This is a genomic window from Flavobacterium psychrotolerans, assembly GCF_003097635.1.
Taxonomy (GTDB): Bacteria; Bacteroidota; Bacteroidia; order Flavobacteriales; family Flavobacteriaceae; genus Flavobacterium; species Flavobacterium psychrotolerans.
On sequence record NZ_QCZI01000014.1, the window covers coordinates 32,920 to 52,959 of the forward strand.

The following is a 20,040-nucleotide window of genomic DNA, read 5'->3' on the forward strand; positions in this document are numbered from 1 at the left end:
ATTTTTGCTTTAAGCTATATGCAATAGGCTTTAAGCGGTTAGTGTTTAATTAAATTATTGTTTTTGGCTTTAGGCTTATACCCTGCTGCCAACTGTATTCTATTTACATTTCAAAAATAATACTCTTGTGACTCAAAAATTCGTTGTTGATGGGTTTTTTGGTAGGATCGTTTTTCTCCATATCCAAAACTTTTTTGTGCACCCCTTCACTGGATTTTATAATCGCAATTCTGGAACTTCTCACAAACTCAATCAAGCCGTATTTATCTAATTCTTTCAATAAATTATCTACTTCCTCGTCTTGACCCGTAGTTTCAAAAACGGTGTAATCGTCTCGAATCACCACCGTTCTAGCTCCGTATTTCCGAAGCAACCGCTCCACTTTTACCTCTTTCATGATGATGGGAGTGGGAACTTTGTACAAGGCTATTTGCTGCCAAATAATCTCATCATTCGTGTTGTAATTTACCTTAAAAACATCGACCAGTTTTTCCATTTGGCGTACCAAATTTTTAACCACTGCTTCCGTTTCTTTTAAAACAATGGTAAACCGATGGATATTATCAATTTCGCTGGGAGACGTATTTAAGCTTTCTAAATTAATCTTCCTTCTGGAAAACATGATGGCAATCTTATTGATTAACCCAACCTGATTCTCGGTGTAAATGGTTAATGTATATTCCTGTTTCATTATCGATTATTTTAGATTTCTTCTTTACTTAATACAATTTCGGCCACTCCTTTTCCTTGCGGAACCATAGGAAATACATTGTCCTCATGAATAACGGCAACTTCCAAGAGGAATGAAGACGGATGGTCTAGCATTTCTTTTAAACTTTGTCTTAATTCTTCTCTTACAGCAACGTGTTTCCCATCAATGCTGTAGGCATTGGCCACCTTAACAAAATCAGGGCTTTGAATGTCGGTAAACGAGTATCTTTTTTCGTGGAAAAGTTCTTGCCATTGGCGCACCATTCCTAAAAAACTATTGTTTAGAATTAGGATTTTAACATTCGGTTGAAACTGCATGATTGTCCCTAATTCCTGAAGGTTCATTTGTGCACCACCATCGCCCATTATGGCAACGACCTGTCTTTCGGGCGCACCAAATTTGGCACCGATGGCTGCAGGAAGTGCAAATCCCATGGTTCCTAAACCACCACTGGTAATATTACTTCGTTTTATATTTTGTTTGGTATAACGACACGCCACCATTTGGTGTTGCCCCACGTCGGTCACAATAACGGCGTCTCCGCCAGTCAATTCGTTTAGGACATTGATTACCTCACCCATAGTCAAACCACCCTCAGTAGGATTCAGTTCTTTTTGGATTAAGGAAGTATGCTCTTTTTCTCTCTTTTTCTCAAATTCAGAAAACCATTCGGGATGTGATTTCTTATCAATCAAATCCGTAAGCAACGGCAATGTTTCCTTGCAATCTCCCCATACAGGAACGGTTGTTTGAACATTTTTATCTATTTCGGCAGGATCAATATCCAAATGAACCACTTGAGCCTGCTTGGCGTACTTGTCTAATCGACCGGTAACCCTGTCGTCAAAACGCATCCCTACGGCAATCAAGACGTCGCATTCATTGGTTAAATAATTTGGACCATAATTTCCGTGCATTCCCAACATACCAACCGCGAGAGGGTGATCCGTAGGGATGGCACTCATTCCCATAATAGTCCAAGCAGTAGGTATTCCTGATTTTTCGATAAAGTTCAAGAATTCTTTTTCGGCATTGCCCAATAAAACCCCTTGACCAAAAATGACGAACGGTTTTTTAGCTTGGTTTATTAATGCTGCCGCTTTTTCAACATAATCTGGGCGAACAATAGGTTTAGGGCGGTAACTTCTGACGTGAATACAAGGTCTGTAACCAATGTAGTCGAACAATTGCATTTGGGCATTTTTAGTAATGTCAATCAAGACAGGTCCTGGACGACCGCTTTTAGCGATATAAAACGCTTTCGCTAAAATTTCCGGAATTTCTTTGGCATCCGTTACTTGATAATTCCATTTGGTAATAGGAGTGGTTATATTGATAATATCGGTTTCCTGAAAAGCATCAGTTCCTAATAAATGGGCAAAAACCTGTCCCGTAATACAAACTAACGGAGTAGAATCTATTAAGGCATCGGCTAGACCCGTTACCAAATTGGTCGCACCCGGTCCGCTGGTTGCAAAAACCACACCTGTTTTTCCGCTAACTCTCGCATACCCTTGGGCTGCATGAATTGCTCCCTGTTCATGACGAACCAGAATGTGATTGAGTCTCTCTTTAAAATCATAAAGCGCATCGTATATAGGCATAATGGCACCTCCGGGATAACCAAAAACGGTATCCACTTTTTCAGACAATAAGGCATCAATAACGGCAAGACTACCGGTTGTGCTTATTGCTGGCTTATCTGTATTTTCTTTCTGTGAGTGCTCTAACGTTTTCATGTTTTTGCTTTTATGATTCATCTGTAACACAACCCTCTGAAGCGTCTTTTACTAATCTGGCATATTTATAAAGCACCCCATTAGTAACTTTTAGTTTTGGCGTTACGAAATTTTTTCTTCTTTCTTCTAATTCTTCATCGCTAATAGCCAGATGTATTTTGTTGACAACAGCATCTATTTCAATAATATCGCCATCTTTCACAAGAGCAATAGTTCCGCCATCATAAGCTTCTGGGGTGATGTGTCCTACAACAAAACCGTGAGTTCCACCACTGAATCTTCCATCGGTAATTAAGGCTACACTTTTCCCCAATCCGGCACCAATAATGGCAGAAGTTGGTTTTAGCATTTCAGGCATTCCCGGCCCTCCTTTTGGACCAACATAACGGATAACAATGACGTCACCGGCCTGTATTTTTTTATCTGAAATACCTTGAATCAATTCTTTTTCTCCGTCAAAAACTTTGGCTGGGCCTACAAATTTCTCGCCTTCTTTTCCTGTAATTTTAGCAACAGAACCTTTTTCGGCAAGATTTCCGTATAATATTTGAAGGTGCCCTGTTTCTTTTAAAGGTTTTTCTAAAGGTCGGATAATATTTTGATCTTCAAAATCAATGTCAACAATATTCTTTAAATTTTCGGCTAGTGTTTTCCCAGTAACAGTAATACAATCTCCGTGAAGCATTCCTTTGCTTAATAGATATTTTAATACCATTGGTACACCACCCTTATCATGCAAGTTTTGCATTAAATAATTCCCTCCCGGTTTGAAGTCGGCAATTAACGGGGTTTTATCACTAATTCTCTGAAAATCGTCTATAGTAATTTTCACGCCTACACTTTTTGCCATGGCAATCATGTGTAAAACGGCATTGGTACTTCCGCCAAGGGCGATTAAAGTGGTGATTGCGTTTTCAAAAGCCTCGAAAGTCATAATGTCTTTTGGGCAAATATCTTTTTCTAATAATAATTTTATGTAGTGCGCCGCTTGTTTGCATTCTTCAATTTTTTCATCACTCACAGCAGGGTTAGAGCTAGAGTAAGGAAGGCTCATTCCAAGGGCTTCAATAGCAATGGCCATGGTATTGGCTGTGTACATTCCGCCACAAGCACCTGCACCTGGACAAGAATTTTTGATAATACCTTTAAATTCTTCTTCAGATATTTTTCCGGCAATTTTTTCGCCCAATGCTTCAAAAGCAGAAACAATATTCAAATCTTTTCCGTGATATTTTCCAGGAGCTATTGTTCCTCCATATACCATAATTGAAGGACGATTCAATCTCCCCATAGCAATAATAGAACCCGGCATATTTTTATCGCAACCAGGAATTGCAATTACGCCATCATAATAATGTCCTGCAACAACGCTTTCGATACTGTCGGCAATGATTTCGCGACTCACTAATGAATAGCGCATACCATCTGTTCCGTTAGTAATTCCGTCACTGATTCCTATCGTATTAAAAATAAGGCCTACCATTTCAGACGCATTCACTTCCACTTTGATGTAAGAAGCCAAATGATTCAGGTGCATGTTACAGGTGTTCCCGTCATATCCCATGGAAGCAATTCCGATAAAAGGTTGGGCTAGTTCTTTGTCAGTTAATCCAATTCCGTATAACATAGCCTGAGCTGCAGGCTGAGTTGGATCTTGAGTTACAGTTTTACTGTATTTATTTAATTCCATAATATATGTGTGTTGTTCTTTTTTTCGGGGACTACATTTTTTGAAATTAATTAACAAATATTTCTAAAAATTTCAATTGATGTGGTCTTTTTTACGGCTATTGTAAGCCTAATTTATTCAAGGAGCGAAAATAGTATTATTATAAGTTTTACTTTTTTTTTTTTTTAATGCTTTACAGTGTTAAAGTCATTATAAAAAATCATAAAAACCTGTTTTTCAACAAATTAATTAAAGTAGTTTTACGACACTAAAATATTTTTGAATTCAAATTTATTCGGTATTTTAAAATAAAAATCCCGACCGTTTAAAACGCTCGGGGAATTATTAAATGTAATTATACTCGACTGATAATGGCACAAAAATGAATTATTTTTTTGCAGGTGGATATAACTCTAATATTTTATTTACAAAGCATTTTATATTTTCATCTTTTTTATTAGTATCCTGTGTTAAATTGCCTGAACCTACACCTTGCCAAACAAGTTCTTTTTTCTTGGCATCGATCAAATCGATAGTCAAAATTCCTTCGGTAGAAGTATAAACCGAAGTACTACCGCCCCAATAAGGGCTCCAGCCATAACCCCAACCGTATCCATAACCAGCATAAAATTGGTTTACATTCACGTCTTTCTCGGCTTTTGTATTAATATTTATTAAAAGATCGGGTGTTTCACTTTTGGCAAAACCCTTGGCAGCCATTTCTTCATCGATGGACCGAAGAATTCTTTTTTTGTCCAAATCCGAAATTTCAACTTTGTCAATTCCTGTTTTGTAAAACGCATAGGTTTTAAATTGGGAAAAATCGACTTTTTTATCATAATCAGAATTTACTCTGACAGCACTACATGACGCCACCAAAAAAAGCAGAAGCAACGGTAATAACTGTATTGTTTTCATATTGTTTTGTTTAAAAAGTTCATGATTCAAATTACTAACGATAAAGCCATTCCATTTATTACAACATAATACTAAAATAATTTGTCGTCAACTTCATTGGGGATCGTCACTTTTAATAACGGCTGCTTCTCCATAGCCCTTTTTATAGCAAAAATAGCCCCTTCATTTCTAGCCCAATTTCTCCTAGCAATTCCGTTGTTGACATCCCAAAAAAGCATTGATTCTAAACGCCTTGAAGCTTCCTTTGTACCATCAAGAACCATACCAAATCCCCCATTTATAACCTCGCCCCAACCCACTCCGCCACCATTATGAATGGACACCCAAGTTGCTCCCCGAAAACTATCTCCAATCACGTTTTGTATTGCCATATCGGCAGTAAAACGCGATCCGTCATAGATGTTTGATGTTTCTCTGTATGGCGAATCGGTACCGGAAACATCGTGATGATCCCGACCTAAAATGACAGTCCCAATTTCGCCTTTGGCAATGGCTTGATTAAAAGCCTCGGCTATTTTTATACGGCCTTCGGCATCGGCATATAAAATTCGGGCTTGGGAGCCTACTACCAATTTATTTTCCTGGGCTCCTTTTATCCAACGAATATTATCTTGGATTTGTTGTTGAATTTCGGATGGAGCCGTTTTTGCCATTTCTTCCAAAACCTGACAGGCAATTGCATCTGTTTTTTGTAAATCTTCTGGTTTCCCCGAAGCGCAAACCCATCGAAACGGGCCAAATCCATAATCAAAACACATAGGTCCCATGATATCCTGCACGTAACTCGGGTATCTGAAATCGATATGATTTTCGGCCATGACATCAGCACCAGCTCGGGATGCTTCTAACAGAAAGGCATTTCCGTAATCAAAAAAATAGGTTCCATTTGCTGTATGTTTGTTGATGGCCGCAGTATGTCGACGCAAAGTTTCTTGTACTTTCACTTTGAATAATTCAGGATTCGTTGCCATCATTTCATTGGCCTCTTCAAAAGAAGTATCTGCCGGATAATACCCTCCGGCCCACGGATTATGTAAAGACGTTTGATCGGAACCCAAATCGATATGAATATTTTCCTCCTGAAACCGTTCCCAAACATGCACCACATTTCCGAGATAGGCAATGGAAACGATTTCTTTATTGGCTTTTGCCAAAACAACTCTTTTGACCAAATCATCAAGATTTTCAATTACTTCGTTGACCCAACCCTGACTGTGCCGAATGTGCGTAATTTTGGCGTTTACTTCGGCACAAACTGTAATACATCCAGCAATATTACCGGCTTTGGGCTGCGCCCCACTCATGCCTCCCAGTCCGGAAGTAACGAACAATCCGCCTTCCGGACTTCGTTTTATTTTTCGAAAACCATTTAATACCGTAATGGTTGTTCCATGAACAATGCCTTGCGGGCCAATGTACATGTAGCTTCCCGCTGTCATTTGCCCATATTGGGAAACGCCAAGCGCATTGAATTTTTCCCAATCATCTGGTTTTGAATAGTTCGGAATTACCATTCCGTTAGTTACGACAACTCTCGGGGCTTCCGTATGGGAGGGAAACAATCCCATGGGATGTCCGGAATACATTGCTAAAGTTTGCTCATCGGTCATTTCTGAAAGATATTGCATGGTTAGAAGATATTGTGCCCAGTTTTGAAAAATGGCACCGTTACCGCCATAGGTAATCAATTCATGCGGATGTTGCGCCACGGCATTATCCAAATTATTTTGAATCATGAGCATGATGGCTTTAGCTTGTTCGCATTTTCCCGGATATTCCGAGATGGGCCTAGCATACATTTGATAATCGGGACGGAAACGGTACATGTAGATCCGACCGTACATTTTTAGTTCATTGGAGAATTCCTCGATCAATTCCGCATGATGTTGCGGTTCAAAATAACGTAATGCATTTCGAAGTGCTAATTTTTTTTCCTCGAACGAAAGGATGTCTTTCCGTTTTGGGGCATGATTTATTTCAAAATCAAAGGGCTTAGGTTTCGGAAGTATATTAGGAATTCCCTGTTGAATGTGTTCTTTGAAAGTCATAATTTTACGTATTCAGTGAAGTGATTGGTTGGTTGACCCTAAACTTTTAATAAAAAGTTTACTTTTTTATAGCGCCCGTTTTTTTATCAAATCCGTAGGGACAATGGCGACAGCCACTTTTGCAACAATAGCCCCGATTTAAATGGTATTTTTCGGTAAAGCATCGATAGCCTTCCGGAGTAATGTAATAATCCTGTCCTTCAATTAATTTATTTTCGTTATTTTGCTCATTCATAGCTACAAATTTATACACTTTAACGCAAATGATTCTGATTGTTTCTAAATATTTAACACCAAATGGCTTTAGAGGAATTACCCTTTTCCCGTTTGTGGTGATCCGGAATCATTTTGATGCAGACAATCCCGTTTTGATTAACCACGAAAAAATCCATCTTCGGCAACAACTAGAGCTTTTGATTTTGCCTTTTTTCATTTTGTACACGCTAGATTATTTGATACAATTACTTCGATTTAAAGATAAAAATAAAGCTTACCGAAACGTCTTTTTTGAGAGAGAAGCTTATTCTAATGAAAGAAATAGGGGTTATTTGAAAACCAGATCCTTTTGGGCATGGAGGAAGTATTTTATTGGGAATAGTCATTAGATTGTGTAAACAATTAATACTTAAAACAGCGATAAAACAAGAAAAGCAACACATAATTGGGTTGCTACTTATTATCCCTGTTATTTACTTTGATTCTGGAACGTATAAAAAAACCCTAGCTGCGCAAAGTGTAGATGCTCTGCGAATGTCTCTGACTTCGCAGCAATACATAAAAAAAGGAACCCGTAATTGGGTTGCTTTACAAACTAAATTTTTTTAAATCCTGGTAATTATTCCAAAAACGCAGTAATTCAATATTGTTATTTTCAAAACGATAATATAATGTGATTTGTTTAACAACGGGCACTTGAAAAGTATTTTTGAAAGCGGTTGGTTTAAAAGTTAGGTTTTCATTGGTTAACAAATCTATAATTTCGTCCACTTTATCTATGAAATTATAAACTTCAGGAAGTGTCCATTCACGTTGTAGATATTTAATATTGTTCCAGTAATCAATTTTAGCGGGTTCAGACCAAGAAACTGTTGTCATTGCTTATCGCTTGTAAAGATGTGGAAAACGTTTTTTAGTTTCTTCCATCATGATCTTATGCGGTGTAGTTCCTTTTGTTTCAATTGAATTTAAAGCTTCATCAATGGCGTTTTTTTGCTCGTTTGACAACAAGCATTGGTCATCAGAAGAACTCATTAAGGATTTAATTTTTTCTACGAGAGAATGGTCCTGCAATTGACTAATCCAATTGATGATATTTAATTTATCATTTTGCAATTGTTGTATATCCATAATAATTTGATTTAAAGCGTCGCTGTGATTCACATCACAAATTTACAAAAAAAACACTTCAACTTGTGGTTCCCTTCTTTAGAATTATGAAAAGGTTGCGGGATGTGAAATAAAAAACACCATTATAGCCCAACTCCACTAGCCCAGATTACAATGAAAAGCTTTTTGCAAAAGCCGATGTCGTTTTTCTTGTTTATAAAAAGCGACCAAAGGAAGCTATTTTAAAAACTTTAGAAAAACAAACGGGTTTGCAAAAACTTGCAATGGAAAGCTGGAAAAAGCTTCAAATGTTCGTAATTTTACAACAAGACCAACGTTTGCATTATGGAAACTTCTTTTGAAAACAACCCTTTACTGGATCGATTGCCGCAACATTTAAAGCAGTTTATCAAACCTCAAAATTATGGCGATTACACTCCCATAAATCAAGCGGTTTGGCGTTTTGTGATGCACAAAAACGTGTCTTATTTAAGCAAAGTTGCGCATAGTTCCTATTTGGATGGATTGAAAAAAACGGGGCTCGAGATAGACACAATCCCAAACATGTACGGCATGAACCGAATTCTGAAGGACATTGGCTGGGCTGCCGTGGCCGTTGACGGATTTATCCCTCCGAATGCCTTTATGGAATTTCAGGCTTATAATGTGTTAGTTATTGCTTCGGACATCCGGCAGATGGAACATATAGAATATACCCCTGCACCCGATATCATTCATGAAGGCGCCGGACATGCACCCATTATTGCCAATCCGGAATATGCGGAATACCTGCGGCGTTTTGGGGAAATCGGCTGTAAGGCCATCTCCTCTTCCCGTGATTATGAAATGTATGAAGCTATCCGGTTGCTTTCTATCTTGAAAGAAGCCGAAGACACGCCGGCATACGAGATTGAAGCGGCGGAAAAACAGGTAAATGATTTGCAGAACAACATGGGCGAATTGTCGGAAATGGCGCAAATTAGAAATCTGCACTGGTGGACCGTTGAATATGGATTGATTGGCACGCTGGAAAACCCCAAAATTTATGGTGCCGGATTGCTGTCTTCCATTGGGGAAAGCGAATGGTGCATGACCGATAACGTGAAGAAAATTCCGTATGATATTTCGGCAGCAAACCAAAATTTTGACATTACCAAACCGCAACCTCAACTGTATGTCACGCCCGATTTTGCCTATTTAAGTATGGTTCTGGAAGAGTTTGCCCATAATATGGCTTTGCGAACCGGAGGATTGTCAGGCATTCGAAAACTGATTCGTTCTAATGCCATGGGAACGATCGAACTGAGTACGGGAATTCAAATTTCGGGGCAGTTTACGAATGTCATAGAACAGGAAGGCAAGCCCGTTTATTTTCAAACTGCAGGAAAAACTGCCTTATCCTACCGGGAAAAAGAATTGGTGGGACACGGCACCTCCTATCACTCTGAAGGTTTTGGAAGCCCTGTTGGCAAACTGAAAGGAATCAACCTGGCTATTGAAGACATGAGTCCGAGGGATTTGCGGGCGTATGACATTTATGAATCGGAGAAAGTGACTCTGGAATTTGAAGGAAACATCACGGTTTCGGGCGAAATCATTACGGGTTCTCGAAACCTTCAGGGAGAAATCATTCTGATTAGTTTTAGAAACTGTACTGTTAAACACGATAACACTGTATTATTTCAACCAGAATGGGGGAAATATGACATGGCGGTCGGAAAGAAAGTGATTTCCGCTTTTTCCGGTCCTGCCGATGTGAACAGCTTTGACCTGACGATTCATGCAGTTTCCAGCAAAACCATAAAAGCAAAGAAAACTACCGAGAGGGATGAATTGGAAGGATTGTACCAAAACGTGCGCACTATTCGAGAAGGAAAATCGGCTGACTTAAGTTTAGATAAAATTTTTGAATTGGTAAAAAAAAATCATCCCAACGATTGGTTGCTTTCTGTTGAAATCACGGAACTTTTACAAAAAGAAAAAAACCAAGACCTATTGCCTGAAGTGTTAGGACATTTGGAACAATTAAGGCAAAATCGCCCGGAAATTGAGCATTTGATTGAAGTTGGATTGGAGTTAATTTTTAAAAATACTGAGGAATGATTTTGTTGTTAATTGAATATTGAAATCAAACCTATTTATGAGATTTATTTAAACTTCTTCAAAGTTTCTTTTGTGAAATCGGACAAAACTAATCTTCCGCTGATGGTGGCGCGTTCTGCCAACAGCGTATCCCAATCGTCAGTTCCTCTCCAGAACATTTTTTTGGTTTCTTGCATCGCTTCGGGATTGTAGCTGCATAAGCTTGTCGCCAAAGCCAATATAGCTTCGTCCAAAACCTTGATACTTTCAAAAACATTGGCATACAATCCTTTTTCTTTTGCCCATTGCGCATCAAAAAAACGATCTGCATCAATTGTGATTTGAGACAGCGCGGAAACCCCCATTTTGCGTGATATTGCCGGGCTAACCACAAATGGACCAATCCCAATTTTGAGCTCGCTTAATTTTATGGCTGCATGCTGGGTTGCCAAACAATAATCGGTAGCAGCGGCAATTCCTACCCCACCACCAACCGCTTTGCCCTGTAATCGCCCGATAATAAATTTCGGACACTTACGCATCGCATTGATTACATTAGCAAATCCAGAGAAAAATTCTTCTCCCGTTTGGGCATCGTTTATCGCAATTAATTCTTTGAGACTTGCACCCGCACAAAAAGTCCTGTCGCCGCCACTTTTTAGAATGATTACTTTTACATCGTCATTTATTCCTGCATTTGTGATGGTTGCAGCAAGTTCGGACAATAAATAGCTCGGCAACGAATTTTGCTCCAGATGAAAAAATTCGATGGTTGCAATTCCGTTTTGTATTTCTTGTTTTACATAAGGCTCCATTGACTGTGTTTTAATTGCTAAAAACTTGTTTACTGGGAAAAGGGTTATGGCAATTCTCAGGCATTTCTACTTGAAGTTTAAGAAGTAATGGCTTACTTTAAATTCAAAAATCCCAAGAGATACAAATATAGAATATATTTGTATCTCTTGGGATTTTTGAATTTGTTTTAATTTGATGTTACTTTTCCTCATTCAACATACTCCACAATTTATCCTTCAACTCCGTCAACCCCTGTTGGGCAACGGATGAAATAAACAAATAGGGAATATTCTTGAAGTCTTTGTCTAATTGGATTTTCAATTCGGCTTTGAGTTCATCGTCCAGCATATCGCATTTGGAAATGACCAACATACGTTCCTTGTCTAACATTTCGGGATTGTATTTCTTCAATTCATTCACTAAAATGTCATATTCTGCTTTAATGTCTGGCGTATCAACCGGAACTAAAAAGAGCAAGGTAGAATTCCTCTCGATATGTCGCAAGAAATAATGCCCCAAACCTTTTCCTTCGGCTGCTCCTTCAATAATCCCGGGAATATCGGCTATCACAAACGACTGAAAATCGCGGTAAGCGACGATTCCCAGATTCGGCTTTAAGGTTGTAAAAGGATAATCGGCAATCTTGGGTTTAGCAGAAGTCAATACCGAAAGCAAGGTTGATTTCCCCGCATTAGGAAAACCCACCAATCCCACATCGGCAAGCACTTTTAACTCCAAAATCATATCAATTTCCTCTGAAGGCAATCCCGGTTGGGAATAACGTGGTGTTTGGTTTGTGGAACTCCTAAAATGCCAATTCCCCAAACCGCCTTTTCCGCCTTGCGCAACGATTCGTTTTTCTCCGTTTTCGGTGATTTCGAATAAAATTTCATTAGTTTCTTTATCTCGAACTACGGTTCCTAATGGCACTTCGATAAATTTATCTTCGCCATCGGCACCCGTACTTCTATCCCCCCCACCATCACCACCGTGTCCCGCTTTGACATGTCTGGCAAATTTAAGATGAAACAAGGTCCAAAGACTTTTATTCCCAACTAAATACACGTGTCCACCACGACCACCATCTCCACCATCTGGCCCGCCTTTTTCAATAAATTTTTCTCTGTGCAAATGTGTAGATCCTTTACCACCTTTACCGGACGAAACATATATTTTTACGTAATCAACGAAATTCCCTTCTGTCATTTTTTTTGGTTTTGGGTTTCGGGTTATTAGGCTTTGGGTCTAAACTAACACCCAGAATCCAATACCTAAAACCTATTTTATTTTACGGCTTTCACCATCACTTTATCAATCTTCACACCATCCATGTCAATCACCTCCAACTCAAATTTTTGCCAAATTAATTTCTCTCCTTGCTTCGGTATCCGAGACAACTCGGTCATAATTAATCCGCTGACGGTTGTCACTTCATAATCATTAATCAGTTCATCCAATTCAAAATAGGTCAGGAAATCATGCAAGGAATAATGTCCGTCAACCAGCCATGTTCCATCCTCTCTTTCAATCAATTGAAAATCTTCTTTGTAAAATTCAGAGGCATCGCCTACCAAAGCTTCAAGAATATCGTTTAATGTGATGATTCCCTGAAAAACGCCGTATTCATCGGACACAAAACCGTAATGAATGCCACTTTTCTTGAAGTTTTCCAGAGCTTTATAGGCCGACATTTGCTCCATTATAAAAGGCGCATCGGTCATGATTTTTTCCAGGTTGAAATCTTCATCTTGAAAATGAGAGAAAATATTTTTCAAATTGACAACTCCCACAATATCATCAAAATTATCTTTATAAACGGGATAAACAGAATGTAATTCTTTCAACATCAAATCCCGAACTCTGTTTTTATCCGAATTTAAGGGAAGGGAAACTATTGATTTCCGGTGTGTCATCAGCGAATTCACTTTTCGGTCTCCAATATGAAAAACACGTTCCAAAATATCTTGCTCAATTTCCTGAACCTCGCCGCCTTCGGTTCCTTCTTTGATGATGGCTTTTATTTCTTCTTCCGTTATTTTCCCGTCAGCCGAAGGTTTTATTCTCAATACTTTAAGCAAAAATTCTGTAGAAATTGTCAACATCCAAATAAAAGGCGCGGTGATTATTGAAATCATTTTCATGGGTATTGCAACGGCTTTAGCGATACCTTCGGGATGGTTCAATCCAATCCGTTTGGGTAGTAACTCTCCTAAAACTAGGGAGAAAAAGGTTAAAATTACTACTACAATTCCGACTGCAATACTATGCGAAAAAGGTTTTAAAACTTCAAATCCTCCAATAAATAACTGAACAGTTGAAGTTATGGTGTCACCACTAAAAATTCCGGTTAAAATACCTATTAAAGTAATTCCGATTTGTGTTGTAGACAATAATTTATTAGGTGAATTCGCTAAATCTAAAGCGGCTTGCGCATTCGGATTTCCTTTTTTGGCGGCATTTTCTAATCTATTCTTCCTGGCAGATATCAATGCGATTTCTGACATGGCGAAAACTCCATTTAAAAGGATTAAAAATAATATTATTAGAATTTCCATATTTAATTAAAAACGTAGCTACTTAAAGCTTTTCAATTACTTGGCTTAAACGCTCCGTAATTTCGGCTATAGAACCAATCCCATTTACTGGATGAAATTTATTCTGTTTATTGTAATATTCCATTAATGGAGCTGTTTTTTCATTGTATTCTTGATAACGATTTCTGATTTTTTCTTCATCTTGATCGTCTATCCTCCCGCTGGTTTTCCCTCTTTCCAACAATCGTTGAATCAGGATTTCATTGTCTGCCTCTAAAGCTACTGTTGCCGTAACCTCCCAGTTTTTGGTAGCCAAAAAACGGTCTAATGCACTTGCTTGATCCAATGTTCGAGGAAATCCGTCAAATAAAAACCCTTTGGTATCAGGGTGTTTTTCGACTTCCTCTTGCAACATTTTTATGGTCAATTCATCTGGAACCAAATCCCCAGCATCCATGTATCCTCTAACCAATTTGCCTAATTCTGTATTGTTTTTCAAATTGTACCGAAAAACGTCTCCCGTTGAAATGTGTGTTAAATTGTATTTTTCTTTTAAAAATTCTGCTTGCGTTCCTTTTCCGGCTCCAGGTTTTCCAAATAAAACAATATTAATCATGATGGCGTTGTTGTAGTTATGTTGTAGTTATGTTGTTAATTTTTCTTTATTTCAATTGATATACTTCTGGTAAATTTCTGCCCAATCCGTCATAGTCAAGACCAAATCCAACAATGAATTTGTTTGGAATTCTAATTCCCACATAATCAATCTTGATGTCTTTTTTAAAAGCTTCTGGTTTGAAGAAAAGTGTGGCAATTTTTAAATGCTTTACTTTTTGTTGTTTAAATATGGCTTTCAATTCTTCTATAGTATTCCCGGTATCTACAATATCTTCCACGACAACAACCGTTCTTCCCTCCAAATTTTGATTGATTCCAATAAGTTGTTTTACTTCATTTGTAGATTGCGTTCCTTCATAAGAAGCCATTTTAACAAAACTTACTTCGCACATTCCTCTGTAATGTTTCATTAAATCGGACAACACCATAAACGAGCCGTTTAATATCCCCACAAATACCGGAACTTCATCAAAAAAATCGTCGTCCATTTGTTTGGCCATATTAGCAATAGCAAAATCTATTTCTTCCGCCGAAATAAAAGGCTCGAAGGTTTTATCATTAAGATGTATCATCTTTTACAATTTTAAAATAATTTGCAAATATAGGCATTTCACATTTGAGAATTGACAATTGAAATGGTTTTGTATTTTTAATTCAAAATTATAAAATACGTACCTAAAATCACAGAGAATCCTGCAATACAGTACTATTTATAAAGAAAACAGTCAAGAGCATACTAATAAAGCGTTTTCAAGGGAAGCTGTAAAGAAAATGAAATAGATTCCAAATCTTGAAATTCTTACTTATATTTGCACAGTCGAGGCAATATGCCAAACAGACAAAGTAAACACAAGCTTATGAATTACTTTTCTTCCGAATTTAAATTAGGCATACTCGGTGGCGGACAATTAGGCAAAATGCTTTTGTCTGAAACCCGAAAATTCGATATCCAAACCTATGTGCTCGACCCGAGTGATGAATCACCATGTAAAATTGCCTGCAACCATTTTTTCAAAGGCGATTTAACCGATTTTGAAACGGTTTACAATTTTGGGAAACAAGTCGATGTTTTAACTTTCGAGATTGAACTGGTAAATATTGAAGCCCTAGAAAAACTAGAGAATGAGGGTATTAGAGTCTATCCTTCTTCCAAAACCTTAAGAGGGATTCAAAACAAAGGGATTCAGAAAGATTTTTATAAAAACAATAAGATTCCAACTGCCGATTACGAAATATTTCAGGACTTGGCCGCATTAAAAATCAAAGTGGCGAACAACCAAATTCAGCTGCCTTTCGTTTGGAAATGTACCGAATTTGGCTACGACGGAAATGGCGTAAAAATCATTCGAGAAAGTAATGACTTAGAGCAGTTACCTGATGTAGAATGCATTGCCGAAGAAATGGTTCCTTTCAAAAATGAATTGGCGGTAATCGTTTGTCGTAATCCCTCTGGGGAAATAAAAACCTATCCGGTTGTTGAGATGGAATTTCATCCCGAAGCCAATCAGGTAGAATATGTAATTTGTCCCGCAAGAATTGAAGAAATAGTGGCCGAAAAAGCACGATCCATTGCTTTGAATGTTTCCGTAAAATTCGATCATGTAGGTCTTTTAGCCGTCGAAATGTTCCAAACGGAGGACAACAGAATCCTAGTAAATGAAGTCGCCCCGCGTCCGCACAATTCAGGCCATTATTCTATCGAAGCCAGTTATACTTCACAATTTGAGAACCATTTACGAGCTATTTTAGACCTTCCTTTAGGGAATACCGACAGTAAACTTACCGGAATCATGGTTAATTTATCTGGAGAAGAAGGTTTCGTCGGGAATGTAATTTACGAAAATATTGAAAAAATATTGGGTTGGAGAGGAGTAACACCTCACATTTACGGAAAAAAACAAATGCGTCCTTTTCGAAAAATGGGACATGTCACTATTGTCCATGAAAATGTAAATGAAGCCAGAATCCTTGCCGAAAAAGTAAAAAACACGATACGAGTAATCAGTCGTCAGTAAACCGTTTTTAGTTGCAATTGCGCCACTTTAAACCTTAAACATTTAAACAAAAAAATGAAAGTAGCTATAATAATGGGAAGCATATCCGATATGCCTGTCATGCAAGAAGCCATTGATATCTTAAAAGGATTTGATATAGAAACAGAAGTCGATATCGTTTCTGCACACAGGACACCCGAAAAACTATTTGATTTCAGTAAAAATGCACATACTCGGGGCATTTCGGTTATTATTGCTGGTGCAGGAGGCGCGGCACATTTGCCAGGAATGGTCGCATCCATGACTCCACTTCCCGTAATTGGCGTACCCGTAAAATCAAGCAATTCCATTGACGGTTGGGACAGCGTACTGTCTATTCTGCAAATGCCAGCCGGTGTTCCTGTAGCAACCGTTGCCCTGAACGGCGCGAAAAATGCAGGAATACTAGCAGCCCAAATCATCGGAAGCCAAAACAAAAATATCTTAGACCGAATCCTATTGTATAAAACCGGATTAAAAGAAGCGGTTAACATTGCTTCCGAAAGTCTAAAGAAAAAATAAACCATGAGCATCCTAAACCACCATTTCAATACCAAATACAACACCGCACCTTTTTCGAAAATCAAAAACGAGGATTTTCTTCCCGCTTTTCAAAAAGGAATCGAATTGGCAAAAGCCGAAATTGATGCCATTGTACGAAATCCAATTAATCCAACTTTCGAAAACACGATAGAAGCATTGGCATTCAGTGGAGATGTTCTAGATCGGATTTCCAGTATTTTTTTCAATTTGAATTCGGCGGAAACTAATGACGAAATTCAAAAAATTGCACAGGAAGTTTCCCCTTTATTGTCTGAATTTGGAAATGACGTACGCCTCAACGCTGATTTATTTGCCAGAGTAAAGGTAATTTATGAACAAAAAGACCATTTAAACCTCACCCCGGAACAAACCACGCTTTTAGACAAAAAATACAAAAGCTTTTCCAGAAATGGAGCGAACCTGCCGGAAGACAAAAAAAATCAATTACGGGAAATTGACAAAGCATTGTCGAAATTGAGTTTGCAGTTCGGAGAAAACGTCTTGGCAGAAACTCAGGCATTTCAGTTGCATCTTACTGACAAAAATGATTTAGCCGGATTACCGGAAGGAACTATCGAAGCCGCTCGCTCTTTGGCCAAAAGCCAAGAAAAAGAAGGTTGGATTTTTACCTTGGATTACCCTAGTTACGTTCCATTCGTAACCTATGCCGACAATCGAGAATTGCGCAAAAAAATGGCAATCGCTTTTGGTGCCAAGGGTTTTCAAAACAATGAATTCGACAATCAGGAAATTGTGCTTAAAATTGCCAAATTGCGTTTTGACAGAGCACAAGTTTTAGGTTATCCCTCACATGCTCATTTTGTTCTTGAAGAACGAATGGCCGAAAACCCGGAAAAAGTAAAAACATTCTCGAATGATTTATTGGAAAAAGCCAAACCCGCAGCTTTGAAAGAATTTGCGCAGTTAACTGCTTTCGCAAGAGAATTACACGGAATTGAGCAACTTCAGAAATGGGATGGTGCTTATTATTCAGAGAAATTGAAACAACAGTTATTCCATTTGGACGATGAAATATTAAAGCCCTATTTCCAATTAGAAAAAGTCCTGAACGGTGCTTTTACCGTAGTCCAAAAATTATATGGAATCACTTTTGAAGAAATTTTTGAAGTGGACAAATACCACGATGACGTAAAAACATTCGAAGTAAAAGATGAAGACGACCAATTAGTAGCCGTATTTTATGCCGATTTTTTTCCTAGGAAAGGAAAACGCAACGGAGCTTGGATGACCTCTTTTAAATCCCAATACATAAAAAAAGGAATCAACGAAAGACCACATATTTCCATTGTGTGCAATTTCACGAAACCTACCGAAACAAAACCATCATTATTAACTTTTAACGAAGTAACAACTTTGTTTCATGAATTTGGACATGCTTTACACGGCATGTTAGCCAATACGACTTACCCAAGTTTATCCGGAACAAGCGTTTATTGGGATTTTGTAGAACTGCCAAGTCAAATTCTAGAAAACTGGTGTTACGAACCAGAGGCAATGGCTTTATTTGCATATCATTACCAAACCAACGAAATGATTCCTATGGAATTAGTACATAAAATCAAAGAAAGCGCAAGTTTTCAAGAAGGAATAGCAACGATGCGCCAATTGAGTTTTGGATTGCTCGATATGGGCTGGCATACTCAGGATCCATCCAACATTAAAGACATCAAAGCCTTTGAAAACGAACAATTTGCAGCCACACAATTGTATCCCGACGTAAAGGAAAATGCCATGAGCACTTCATTTTCGCATATTTTTCAAGGCGGCTATTCATCGGGCTATTATAGTTATAAGTGGGCCGAAGTTCTGGATGCTGATGCTTTCGAATATTTCCAGGAAAAGGGAATCTTCAATAAAGAAGTGGCCACAAAATTCAAGGAAAATGTACTTTCTAAAGGAGGGACTGAGCATCCAATGATTTTATACAAACGATTTAGAGGACAGGAACCTAAACCCGAAGCGCTGTTAAGGCGAGCGGGATTATTGTAAAAAAAATCTTATTCCATTTTTGATGTTAATGGATTTGACTTGGCAAGCTTGGTTTTGCTCTCCACTTAATTTCAAAATTACAACTGTTTTAGTTTTTTGTTGTTCTAATCTTAAAAGTAAAAGTTCCGGAAACGGGCTTAATAATTTCTGGGGTTGATACCAAATAGGCCTTCATTTCATATTTACATTTCACTCTAAAAACGGCGAAGTTTTGCTCACTTTTAAGATATTTCACTTCAAGTACCTGATTGTATTCGGAAGTAGAAAATCCTTCAGTGCTCACCAATCGTTTATCAAGACTCTCTATACTATTTGCATCTAAAGGCAATTTTTGAGAAAATTGAAAGGGTTCAACATTTCCATAAACTGACATTATTTTATATTTTTTTAAATATTTTGCTTTTACAATTTTCGAACTGTCATTAGGATATGAAAAATAAAATGTTTCTCTAGTGGATGCCGAACTTGCCGAAACAATAGAAGTAGAATCGTTAATAATGGTAGGATTAAGGTCTAAAAGCTCACAATTGATATTCCTTTCCCAATCAGGTGTTTTGAAGGCCAAGTGCAAAGCATCCGATGTAGCAACACTATTACTAGTTTCAGAATCTGAACTGCAAGAGTTAAGAACAAGTCCCAAGGACAAAGCAGAAAAAATAATTTTAAAATTGCGCAAACATTTTAATTTTTTCATAATGTGTTTTTTAATAGTTCTAAATTCGGATTTTGACTTTCGGGGTATTCAATTATTCGGGTTAATACTAATTATTGTTTAATCAATTTATACTTTGTCAACGATTAAATATTACAAAACTATTGTTTGTTAACCGCTGTAAAAACTCTATTGCCAAGTATTAATTGACATAGTTATAACTTAACGGGTTTACGATTGCAAATATTCATTAACAATCTGGATTTAAATGACTAAATACTTCATTTTATTAAAATTTTGTTAAAGCAAATTAACATTTAATAAATTTAAAACACAAGTAAAAAAGAACAAAGCTCTATTT

At 37.7% G+C, this 20,040-nt stretch carries 19 protein-coding genes; 5 read left to right on the forward strand and 14 right to left on the reverse strand.

The annotated features are described in order from the left end of the window. Positions 1-103: 103 nt before the first annotated feature. From ilvN to DB895_RS14295, 6 genes are all read right to left on the reverse strand, one after another. Entirely contained in the window at positions 104-691 is a 588-nt protein-coding gene (ilvN, locus tag DB895_RS10985) for an acetolactate synthase small subunit (RefSeq protein ID WP_208012162.1), read from the reverse strand. Between the two features lie 11 nt (positions 692-702). Further along, the gene (ilvB, locus tag DB895_RS10990) at positions 703-2,451 is read right to left on the reverse strand and encodes a biosynthetic-type acetolactate synthase large subunit (RefSeq protein WP_116725461.1); all 1,749 of its coding nucleotides are present in this window, start codon (positions 2,449-2,451) and stop codon (positions 703-705) included. A gap of 10 nt (positions 2,452-2,461) precedes the next feature. Then, positions 2,462-4,141, reverse strand: a complete 1,680-nt coding sequence (gene ilvD, locus DB895_RS10995; RefSeq protein ID WP_116725462.1) for a dihydroxy-acid dehydratase — start codon at positions 4,139-4,141, stop codon at positions 2,462-2,464. A 366-nt stretch (positions 4,142-4,507) separates the two neighbouring features. Then, the gene (locus DB895_RS11000) at positions 4,508-5,038 is read right to left on the reverse strand and encodes a DUF4136 domain-containing protein (RefSeq protein ID WP_116725415.1); all 531 of its coding nucleotides are present in this window, start codon (positions 5,036-5,038) and stop codon (positions 4,508-4,510) included. Positions 5,039-5,109: 71 nt separating this feature from the next. Continuing rightward, the gene (locus tag DB895_RS11005; protein WP_116725416.1) at positions 5,110-7,086 is read right to left on the reverse strand and encodes a urocanate hydratase; all 1,977 of its coding nucleotides are present in this window, start codon (positions 7,084-7,086) and stop codon (positions 5,110-5,112) included. 58 nt (positions 7,087-7,144) lie between these two features. After that, positions 7,145-7,321 (reverse strand): DUF5522 domain-containing protein, encoded by a 177-nt coding sequence (locus DB895_RS14295; protein WP_166426967.1) that lies wholly within the window; start codon positions 7,319-7,321, stop codon positions 7,145-7,147. 28 nt (positions 7,322-7,349) lie between these two features. On the opposite strand from DB895_RS14295, the gene DB895_RS11010 reads away from it, so the two are divergent. Then, a complete protein-coding gene (locus DB895_RS11010) occupies positions 7,350-7,691 on the forward strand; it encodes a hypothetical protein (protein WP_116725417.1) in 342 nt (113 codons plus the stop codon). A 199-nt stretch (positions 7,692-7,890) separates the two neighbouring features. Here DB895_RS11010 and DB895_RS11020 read toward each other — a convergent pair whose 3' ends face one another. Continuing rightward, positions 7,891-8,181 carry a type II toxin-antitoxin system RelE/ParE family toxin gene (locus DB895_RS11020; protein WP_116725419.1) on the reverse strand — a complete coding sequence of 97 codons (291 nt, stop codon included), beginning with the start codon at positions 8,179-8,181 and terminating at the stop codon, positions 7,891-7,893. Positions 8,182-8,184: 3 nt separating this feature from the next. Beyond that, positions 8,185-8,433, reverse strand: a complete 249-nt coding sequence (locus tag DB895_RS11025) for a hypothetical protein (protein WP_133242669.1) — start codon at positions 8,431-8,433, stop codon at positions 8,185-8,187. A 324-nt stretch (positions 8,434-8,757) separates the two neighbouring features. Between DB895_RS11025 and DB895_RS11030 the strand changes: the two genes are divergently transcribed. Next, a complete protein-coding gene (locus DB895_RS11030; protein ID WP_116725421.1) occupies positions 8,758-10,515 on the forward strand; it encodes an aromatic amino acid hydroxylase in 1,758 nt (585 codons plus the stop codon). Between the two features lie 44 nt (positions 10,516-10,559). Here the strand turns inward: DB895_RS11030 and DB895_RS11035 are convergent, their stop codons facing one another. The 5 genes from DB895_RS11035 to hpt form a co-directional block, all read right to left on the reverse strand. Next, a complete protein-coding gene (locus tag DB895_RS11035) occupies positions 10,560-11,309 on the reverse strand; it encodes an enoyl-CoA hydratase/isomerase family protein (protein ID WP_116725422.1) in 750 nt (249 codons plus the stop codon). A gap of 178 nt (positions 11,310-11,487) precedes the next feature. Beyond that, positions 11,488-12,495: a GTPase ObgE gene (gene obgE, locus DB895_RS11040; protein ID WP_116725423.1), complete on the reverse strand. Its 1,008-nt coding sequence runs from the start codon at positions 12,493-12,495 to the stop codon at positions 11,488-11,490. Between the two features lie 77 nt (positions 12,496-12,572). Then, positions 12,573-13,793 carry a hemolysin family protein gene (locus DB895_RS11045; protein WP_243694668.1) on the reverse strand — a complete coding sequence of 407 codons (1,221 nt, stop codon included), beginning with the start codon at positions 13,791-13,793 and terminating at the stop codon, positions 12,573-12,575. A 73-nt stretch (positions 13,794-13,866) separates the two neighbouring features. Further along, the gene (locus tag DB895_RS11050) at positions 13,867-14,439 is read right to left on the reverse strand and encodes an adenylate kinase (RefSeq protein ID WP_116725425.1); all 573 of its coding nucleotides are present in this window, start codon (positions 14,437-14,439) and stop codon (positions 13,867-13,869) included. 46 nt (positions 14,440-14,485) lie between these two features. Next, on the reverse strand, positions 14,486-15,013 hold the full coding sequence (hpt, locus tag DB895_RS11055) for a hypoxanthine phosphoribosyltransferase (protein ID WP_116725426.1): 528 nt from the start codon (positions 15,011-15,013) through the stop codon (positions 14,486-14,488). Between the two features lie 285 nt (positions 15,014-15,298). Here hpt and DB895_RS11060 point away from each other — a divergent pair, with 285 nt between their 5' ends. From DB895_RS11060 to DB895_RS11070, 3 genes are read left to right on the forward strand one after another with little or no spacing between them, the layout of a single operon-like run. Then, positions 15,299-16,456, forward strand: a complete 1,158-nt coding sequence (locus DB895_RS11060; RefSeq protein WP_116725463.1) for a 5-(carboxyamino)imidazole ribonucleotide synthase — start codon at positions 15,299-15,301, stop codon at positions 16,454-16,456. 54 nt (positions 16,457-16,510) lie between these two features. Next, complete coding sequence (gene purE / locus DB895_RS11065) at positions 16,511-16,996, forward strand: 5-(carboxyamino)imidazole ribonucleotide mutase (RefSeq protein ID WP_116725427.1); 486 nt, start codon at positions 16,511-16,513, stop codon at positions 16,994-16,996. A 3-nt stretch (positions 16,997-16,999) separates the two neighbouring features. After that, positions 17,000-19,027, forward strand: a complete 2,028-nt coding sequence (locus DB895_RS11070) for a M3 family metallopeptidase (RefSeq protein WP_116725428.1) — start codon at positions 17,000-17,002, stop codon at positions 19,025-19,027. An 88-nt stretch (positions 19,028-19,115) separates the two neighbouring features. Here the strand turns inward: DB895_RS11070 and DB895_RS11075 are convergent, their stop codons facing one another. After that, the gene (locus tag DB895_RS11075) at positions 19,116-19,721 is read right to left on the reverse strand and encodes a hypothetical protein (RefSeq protein ID WP_116725429.1); all 606 of its coding nucleotides are present in this window, start codon (positions 19,719-19,721) and stop codon (positions 19,116-19,118) included. Positions 19,722-20,040: the final 319 nt, after the last annotated feature.